Source organism: Methylobacterium mesophilicum (assembly GCF_022179445.1).
GTDB classification, from domain to species: domain Bacteria; phylum Pseudomonadota; class Alphaproteobacteria; order Rhizobiales; family Beijerinckiaceae; genus Methylobacterium; species Methylobacterium mesophilicum.
This window is the reverse complement of record NZ_BPQU01000025.1, coordinates 75,111-82,260: the sequence shown is the minus strand read 5'-3', so window position 1 is coordinate 82,260 and position 7,150 is coordinate 75,111. Positions and strand designations below refer to the sequence as shown.

Genomic DNA, 7,150 nt, shown 5'->3' with positions numbered 1-7,150 from the left:
GAATCCAGTTCGCGCTTCGCCGAAAGACCCCGCTGCCAAATGCGATTCCCCTGCCACAAGGGGGAGGAGAGCGCGTCGGGCCTGACCGAGGACGATGTGTGAACATCCAAGCCCGTGCGGGAGAGGGACAGGGTGAGGGATGCGACATCTCCGGAAAGACCTGGTCCCTCACCCCAACCCTCTCCCGCACGGGAGAGGGGGCTTGTCGCGCCCTATGAGAGCCGATGCGTGAACGTCGTAGCCCGCACGGGAGAGGGGACCCGCCGCTCGTGCCGGGGGTATACGCCCGTCCGGCGCCGCTAAGGCGTCGGGTGCATGGGAAATAGAAGGGCGATCGATCGAAAGGCTCACAGTTTCTCAGAATGCGGTTGAGGGTGGGTGGTTCGGGGCCGATGGTTCTGTCTTGACGCGATGGGAGAGCGAGCACGACCTGAACATGGCTGCGCTTCGGCCGTCCGGTGCGATCGCATTCAAGACGTGATGTCGAACCTACACCCCGTCATTCCGGGGCTCCGCTTCGCGGCCCCGGAATGACGGGGTAGGCTATCGCGCATCCGCCCGGACCGAACGCATCCCCCGAAAAAATCACCCCTGATACGGCCGGGGCATCCGGAACGGCAGCATCAGCTGCACCAGCGGGTTGCGGAAGCGGTCGAGGGAGAGGCTCTCGTGCACCGCCCGCACGGGCTCGCCGCCGAGCGTGGAGGCCAGCAGGGAGCGGGAATAGAACGGCGTGTCCTCGAAGGTGGTGAGCACCCGGGAGCGGCCGTCGTCGCTACGGGTCTCCCGGGGCATCCGCCAGAACGATGTGGCCGGCAGCGCGGCGGCCAGCGGCGGGCGGATCTCGCGGCGGCTGCCGTCGTGGGCGAAGCGCAGCGACAGGTTCTGGCCGCCGCCGCCGCGGTGGCGCACGTCGTACAGGATCGCGGCCCCGTCCGGCAGGTCGGCCCGGCACCAGGTCCAGCGGGTGAAGGCCGAGGCCAGGGGCTCGTCGCCGTCGTTGGTGTCGAAGTAGCCGCTGCCGGTCCAGCGCAGGTCCGGCCTGTCGAACGCGACCTCGACCCGCGAGGACGGCGCCATCGGCCACCAGCGGTGGCGCCCGCCCGGGTCGAGGTGGAACGGCCCGGGGGTGAAGCCCCGCGGCTCCAGGCGCACCGTGCCGCGGATGCGGTGGGGCAGGGGAGCGCCGCGCTCGTCGATCCGGACCGTCAGGGCGGTGCCGTCCCATTCCATCGCGCTGGGGCCGATGGCGATGTGGTGGCGGCTGCGCGACAGGCTTCCGGCGCCGCGCTCGGTCATGGCGAAGCGGGTGCGGTCGCCGTACAGCACCACGTTCATGGCGCAGTGCGCGAACGGGTTCTTGTCGGCGCTCCACGCGTAGTAGGGCGAGAACACGCTGCCGATGAACGCGATGATCGTCAGCCCCTGGCGACCGTCGTCGCTCACCGCATCGACGTACCACCACGCGTAGCCGTCTTGCGCGACCGGGCCGTCGAATCGCGGTCCTGCAGGATCGCCGCCGCTGCCAGCCGGCCCGATTGCGCCGCCATCGGCACGCCCGGGCCGGGATGGATCGTGCCCCCCGCCAGGTACAGCCCCGGCAACGCCGTCCGGGCGCCCGCCCGCTTGAAGGTCGAGGCCCAGCCCTGCGGCGCCCGGCCGTAGAGCGCCCCCGCGCTCCCGGGAAACCGGCTCTCGAACCCGGCCGGGTCCGTCACCACCGGGGGCAGGGTTTCCGCGAAGGTCAGCCCGCAGGCCTCCAGCCGGCGGTTCAGATTCGTCTCGCATCGGGCGATCTCCGAGGGCGTCAGCGGGCGCTCGCGGCCGTCCGCCGGAGCGTTGACGAGCATCAGCAGGCGTTCCGGCCCGGCGGGCGCGGCGCCCGTCTCGGTCCGGTCCTGCGCGCAGATGTAGATGGTCGGGTCGTCGGGCAGGCGGCGCCGCCGCAGGATCGTGTCGAACTCCGCCCGGTAGTCGTCCGAGAAGAACACGTTGTGGTGGGCCAGCGGAAATCCCCGCGGGACCGCCGCCCGGCACAGGGTGACGGCGGAGAGCGAGCGCTCGGCCGGCGCCAGCCGCTCGCCCATCGGTGCCGCCTCCGGGCCGAACAGCCCGGCGCCGAGCGCCGCCGCGTCGGCGTTGCAGACGATGGTGTCCGCCGGGATCCGCTCGCCATCGGACAGGACTACGCCGGAGACCCGGCCGCCCTCGGTGAGGATCCGGTCCACATGCATCCCGAATCGGAACGTGGCGCCGCGCTGCGTCGCCAGGTCCGCGACCGCCCCGGCGAGCGCGCTCATGCCGCCGGCCACGGTCCAGACCCCCGCCTGCTCGACATGCGCCACCAGCATCAGGGTCGCGGGCGCGGTGAACGGCGAGGCGCCGCAATAGGTGGCGTAGCGCCCGAACAATTGCAGCAGCCGCGGATCGCGGAAGAACGTCCCCAGCGCCGACCACAGCGTCGCGAACGGCTGGATCCGCCAGAGGTCGCCGAGGCCCGAGATCCCGACCCGCTGCGCCAGGCCGGTCGGGCTGGTCCGGCCCTCGCGGATGAACGGACCTTCCAGGGTCCGGTAGACCTCGGCCGACCGGGCACAGAACCGGCGGTAGCCGTCGGCCTCCCGGGGGCCGGCGAACTCGGCGATCGCCGCCGCCGACGCTTCCGGATCAGCGAACAGGTCCAAACGCGCATCTTGCGACCAGGCGTGCCGGGCGAGGAGGCTCGCGGGCGTTAGCTTCGCGTGATCGACGAAGTCTGCGCCGGCTTCGGCGAACAATTCTTCGAAGATCCATCGCATCGTGAACACGGTCGGACCGGTTTCGACGAAGAGTTGGCCGACTGGAACGCTGGCCATCTTGCCGCCGGGCCGTGCGGCGCGCTCAACCACCGTGACCGACAGGCCGGCATGCGCCAACCGTAAGGCGGCGGCCAGACCGCCGATCCCGGCTCCGATCACGACGACGCGGTCCTGCGCCACGCTCAACCTCGCACTTGCGCCACCGATTGGGATTGATCTCCGGTCTGCAAAGTGTCAATAAGAAATGACACTTGTCGCTGACAACCGATGATAACACGGGAGGCGCGCCATGGAGTCGGGCCGGCGGATCGAACAGGCGCTGGATCGCGCCGTGGCTTATGCCGAGGCGCCGGGTGCGCCGCCCCTTTTGGCTGAAGCGTTGCGCTACGCCGTCTTCCCCGGTGGACACCGCATTCGCCCGCGCCTGTGCCTGTCGGTGGCCCATGCCTGCGGCGACGACGATCCGGCCGCCTCGGAAGCCGCCGCCGCCGCGATCGAGCTGCTGCACTGCGCCTCCCTGGTCCACGACGACCTGCCCTGCTTCGACGACGCCCCCCTGCGCCGGCAGAAGCCCACCGTCCACATCGCCTTCGGCGAGCCGGTCGCGGTGCTGGCCGGCGATGCCCTGATCGTGCTCGCCTTCGAAACCCTGGCTCGGGCCGCCGGCCCCTATCCGGTGCGGCTCGCCCGCCTGGTCGGCCTCCTCGGGCGCGCTGCCGGCTCCCCCAACGGCATCGCGGCCGGCCAGGCCTGGGAATCCGAAGCGCATATCAGCCTCAGCGACTACCAGCAGGCCAAGACCGGCGCCCTGTTCGCCGCCGCAACCGTGCTGGGCGCCGCCGCCGCGGGGGCCGATCCGGAACCCTGGCGGCGCCTCGGCGAATGCCTGGGCGAGGCCTACCAGGTCGCCGACGACCTGCGCGACGTCGCCTGCCGCCAGGAGGAGATCGGCAAGCCCGCCGGCCGCGACGCCACCCTCGGCCGCCCCAATGCCGCCGCCCTGCTGGGCACCGATGGCGCCCTGGACCGCCTGTCCCGGCTCACCCGGGAAGCGGTGGCGGCGATCCCGGCCTGCCCGGGCGTGGCCCGACTCACTGCCGAGATCGAGGCGCAGGCGCGGCTGTTCCTGCCCGCGAGCCTGCGCGCGGTGCCGGCCTGACCGCCGGCTCGGTCCCGCGCCCCGGCGCAGCCTCGTCGGCTGCGCCCTCGCTCCGGGACCGCTGGCTCGGCCTGCGCAACCGCCTGGTGGCCAGCCCGCGCTTCCAGCGCTGGGCGGCGGGTTTTCCGCTGACCCGGGGCATCGCCCGGAAGAACACGCGGGCGCTGTTCGATCTCTGCGCCGGCTTCGTCTACGCGCAGGTGCTGACGGCCTGCGTCCGCCTCGACCTGTTCCGGGTCCTGGCCGAAGGGCCGCTGGCCCTCGACGCGCTGGCGCTTCGCCTCGATCTCCCGGTCGAGAACGCGCGCCGCCTGCTGCACGCCGCCGCCTCCCTCGACCTCGTCCGGGCGCTCCCCGGCGACCGGTTCGGCCTCGCCGATCTCGGGGCCGCCCTGAACGGCAATCCCGGCATCGCCGCGATGATCGAGCACCACGCGCTGCTCTACGCCGACCTCGCGGATCCGGTGGCGCTCCTGCGTGGGACGGCGGCGCCGACCCGGCTCGCGCGCTACTGGCCCTACGCCGCCGGCAAAGCCGCCGACGCGGACGCGGTGGCGCCCTATGGCGGCCTGATGGGCTCCTCCCAGGCGCTGATCGCCGACGACGTGCTCGATGCCTGCGACCTGTCGCGAAGCCGGCACCTGATGGATGTCGGCGGCGGCGAGGGTGCTTTCCTGCAGGCCGTGGCGACCCGGCATACCGGCCTGGCCCTGACCTTGTTCGACCTCCCGGCCGTGGCCGGCCGGGCCTCCGAGCGGCTCGCGCAGGCGGGGCTTGCCGACCGGATCGCCTGCCGCGGCGGCAGCTTCCACGACGGCCTACCGGTGGGTGCCGACACGATCTCCCTGGTGCGGATCGTCCACGATCACGACGATGGCCCGGCCCTGGCGCTGCTCGCCGCCGCGCATGCGGCGCTTCCCCCGGGCGGGACCCTGATCCTCGCCGAGCCCATGGCCGGCACGCCCGGCGCCGAGCCGGTCGGCGACGCGTATTTCGGCTTCTACCTCCTCGCCATGGGCTCCGGCCGGCCGCGCCGCGCCGAGGAACTCCAAGCCATGTTGCGCAGGGCCGGTTTCACGATTGCGCGGGAGCATCGGACGCGCCGTCCGCTCCTCACCCGACTGATCGTCGCGCAGAAAGACGCGCGTTAGAGTAAGAATGACTTGACGCAGCAATGTGTCTATCTAGGATGACACATAGCGGTTCCGCACAAGCGAGAGTCGCACAAACAGCGGGCGGAATATTCCAGTCATGGACGCTCTCGCCGTCATCCTCGAACGTCCGGAGCGCTTGGCGGTCTCCCGCCTGCCCTTGACACCTGCCGGAGCGGCGGACGCGGTCATCGCGGTCAGCTGGAGCGGCATCAGCACCGGGACCGAGCGACTTCTCTGGTCGGGCCGCATGCCGCCGTTCCCCGGCATGGGCTACCCGCTGGTTCCGGGCTACGAGTCGGTCGGCACGGTGGTCGAAGCCGCCGCCGACGCGCCGGTCCGGGTCGGCCAAACCGTCTTCGTTCCCGGCGCCCGCTGCTTCGGCGCCGTCCGCGGCCTGTTCGGCGGCGCCGCCTCCCATCTCGTGGCCCCCGCCGCCCGCCTCGTGTCGGTGGATCCGGCACTGGGTGACCGCGCCTGCCTGATCGCACTCGCCGCCACGGCTTACCGGGCGCTCGGCGGCGTCGCCGCCGGTTCCACGCCGTTGATCGTGGGGCACGGCGTGCTCGGGCGTCTGCTGGCTCGCCTCACCGTCGCCGTCGGCGCAGACCCGACGGTCTGGGAGACGGATCCGACCCGGCGGGACGGTGCCACCGGCTACGCGGTTCTGGCGCCGGACGAGGATGCCCGGCGCGACTATGCGGTGATCACCGATGTCAGCGGTGACGCCTCCGGCCTCGACGGGCTGATCGCCCACCTCGCACCCGGCGGCGAGATCGTGCTCGCCGGCTTCTACGAGGCGCCGCTGTCCTTCGCCTTCCCGCCTGCCTTCATGCGGGAGGCCCGGATCCGGATCTCGGCCGAGTTCCGCCCCGACGACCTCGCGGCCGTCACGGCTCTGATCGAAGGCGGCCGGCTCTCTCTCGATGGGCTGATCACCCACCGCGCCCCGGCGGCGCAAGCCCAGGACGCGTACCGCACCGCCTTCGCCGATCCCGCCTGCCTCAAGATGATTCTCGACTGGAGGGACGCCGCGTGAACGTTCAGCTCAACAAGGCCGCCCTCGACCAGGCCACCCAACTCCGCGCCGAGGCGGCGATCGAGCCGGATGCGGTCTCCACCGCGCCGGCGAAGAAGGAGACGCAGATCATCGCGATCTACGGCAAGGGCGGCATCGGCAAGTCGTTCACCCTGGCCAACCTCAGCTACATGATGGCCCAACAGGGCAAGAAGGTCCTGCTGATCGGCTGCGACCCGAAGAGCGACACAACCTCCCTGCTGTTCGGCGGCAAGGCCTGCCCGACCATCATCGAGACCTCGACCAAGAAGAAGCTCGCCGGCGAGGCGGTGGCGATCGGCGATGTCTGCTTCAAGCGCGACGGCGTCTACGCCATGGAACTCGGCGGCCCCGAAGTCGGGCGCGGCTGCGGCGGCCGGGGCATCATCCACGGCTTCGAACTGCTGGAGAAGCTCGGCTTCCACGACTGGGGCTTCGACTTCGTCCTCCTGGACTTCCTGGGCGACGTGGTCTGCGGCGGCTTCGGCCTGCCGATCGCCCGGGACATGTGCCAGAAGGTCATCGTCGTCGGCTCGAACGACCTGCAATCGCTCTACGTCGCCAACAACGTCTGCTCGGCCGTCGAGTATTTCCGCAAGCTCGGCGGCAATGTCGGCGTCGGCGGCCTGGTGATCAACAAGGACGACGGCACCGGCGAAGCCCAGGCCTTCGCGGACGCCGCCGGCATCCCGGTCCTGGCCTCGATCCCGGCCGACGACGACATCCGCCGCAAGAGCGCGAACTACGAGATCATCGGTCGGCCGGAGAGCCGCTGGGGCAGCCTGTTCTCGGACCTGGCCGCCAACGTCGCGACGGCGGCGCCGCACCGGCCGACCCCGCTCACGCAGGACGGGCTGCTCGGCCTGTTCTCGAGCGACGTCACCGGCCGCGACGTGGTCCTGGTCCCGGCGACTCACGAGGACATGTGCGGCGTCGCCCACGTGACCAAGCCGTCCCTCGAAGTCGTCTACGACGAGGTCTAGGG

6 protein-coding genes are annotated in these 7,150 nt (G+C 71.6%); 4 read left to right on the top strand and 2 right to left on the bottom strand.

Features of this window, described 5'->3' with window-relative positions:
• Positions 1 to 585: 585 nt before the first annotated feature.
• Both MFF40_RS21335 and crtD read right to left on the bottom strand, forming a co-directional pair.
• Positions 586 to 1,446 carry a carotenoid 1,2-hydratase family protein gene (locus MFF40_RS21335; RefSeq protein ID WP_147897619.1) on the bottom strand — a complete coding sequence of 287 codons (861 nt, stop codon included), beginning with the start codon at positions 1,444 to 1,446 and terminating at the stop codon, positions 586 to 588.
• Positions 1,443 to 2,978, bottom strand: a complete 1,536-nt coding sequence (gene crtD / locus MFF40_RS21330) for a 1-hydroxycarotenoid 3,4-desaturase CrtD (protein WP_238262122.1) — start codon at positions 2,976 to 2,978, stop codon at positions 1,443 to 1,445. Before crtD ends, MFF40_RS21335 begins: the two co-directional genes overlap by 4 nt.
• Before the next feature lie 109 nt (positions 2,979 to 3,087).
• On the opposite strand from crtD, the gene MFF40_RS21325 reads away from it, so the two are divergent.
• The 4 genes from MFF40_RS21325 (at position 3,088) to MFF40_RS21310 (ending at position 7,148) form a co-directional block, all read left to right on the top strand.
• Positions 3,088 to 3,957 carry a polyprenyl synthetase family protein gene (locus MFF40_RS21325; RefSeq protein WP_147897617.1) on the top strand — a complete coding sequence of 290 codons (870 nt, stop codon included), beginning with the start codon at positions 3,088 to 3,090 and terminating at the stop codon, positions 3,955 to 3,957.
• Between the two features lie 83 nt (positions 3,958 to 4,040).
• On the top strand, positions 4,041 to 5,108 hold the full coding sequence (locus MFF40_RS21320) for a methyltransferase (protein ID WP_378994466.1): 1,068 nt from the start codon (positions 4,041 to 4,043) through the stop codon (positions 5,106 to 5,108).
• Between the two features lie 100 nt (positions 5,109 to 5,208).
• Positions 5,209 to 6,147 (top strand): chlorophyll synthesis pathway protein BchC, encoded by a 939-nt coding sequence (bchC, locus tag MFF40_RS21315; RefSeq protein WP_238262119.1) that lies wholly within the window; start codon positions 5,209 to 5,211, stop codon positions 6,145 to 6,147.
• The gene (locus MFF40_RS21310) at positions 6,144 to 7,148 is read left to right on the top strand and encodes a chlorophyllide a reductase iron protein subunit X (RefSeq protein ID WP_147897615.1); all 1,005 of its coding nucleotides are present in this window, start codon (positions 6,144 to 6,146) and stop codon (positions 7,146 to 7,148) included. Before bchC ends, MFF40_RS21310 begins: the two co-directional genes overlap by 4 nt.
• Positions 7,149 to 7,150: the final 2 nt, after the last annotated feature.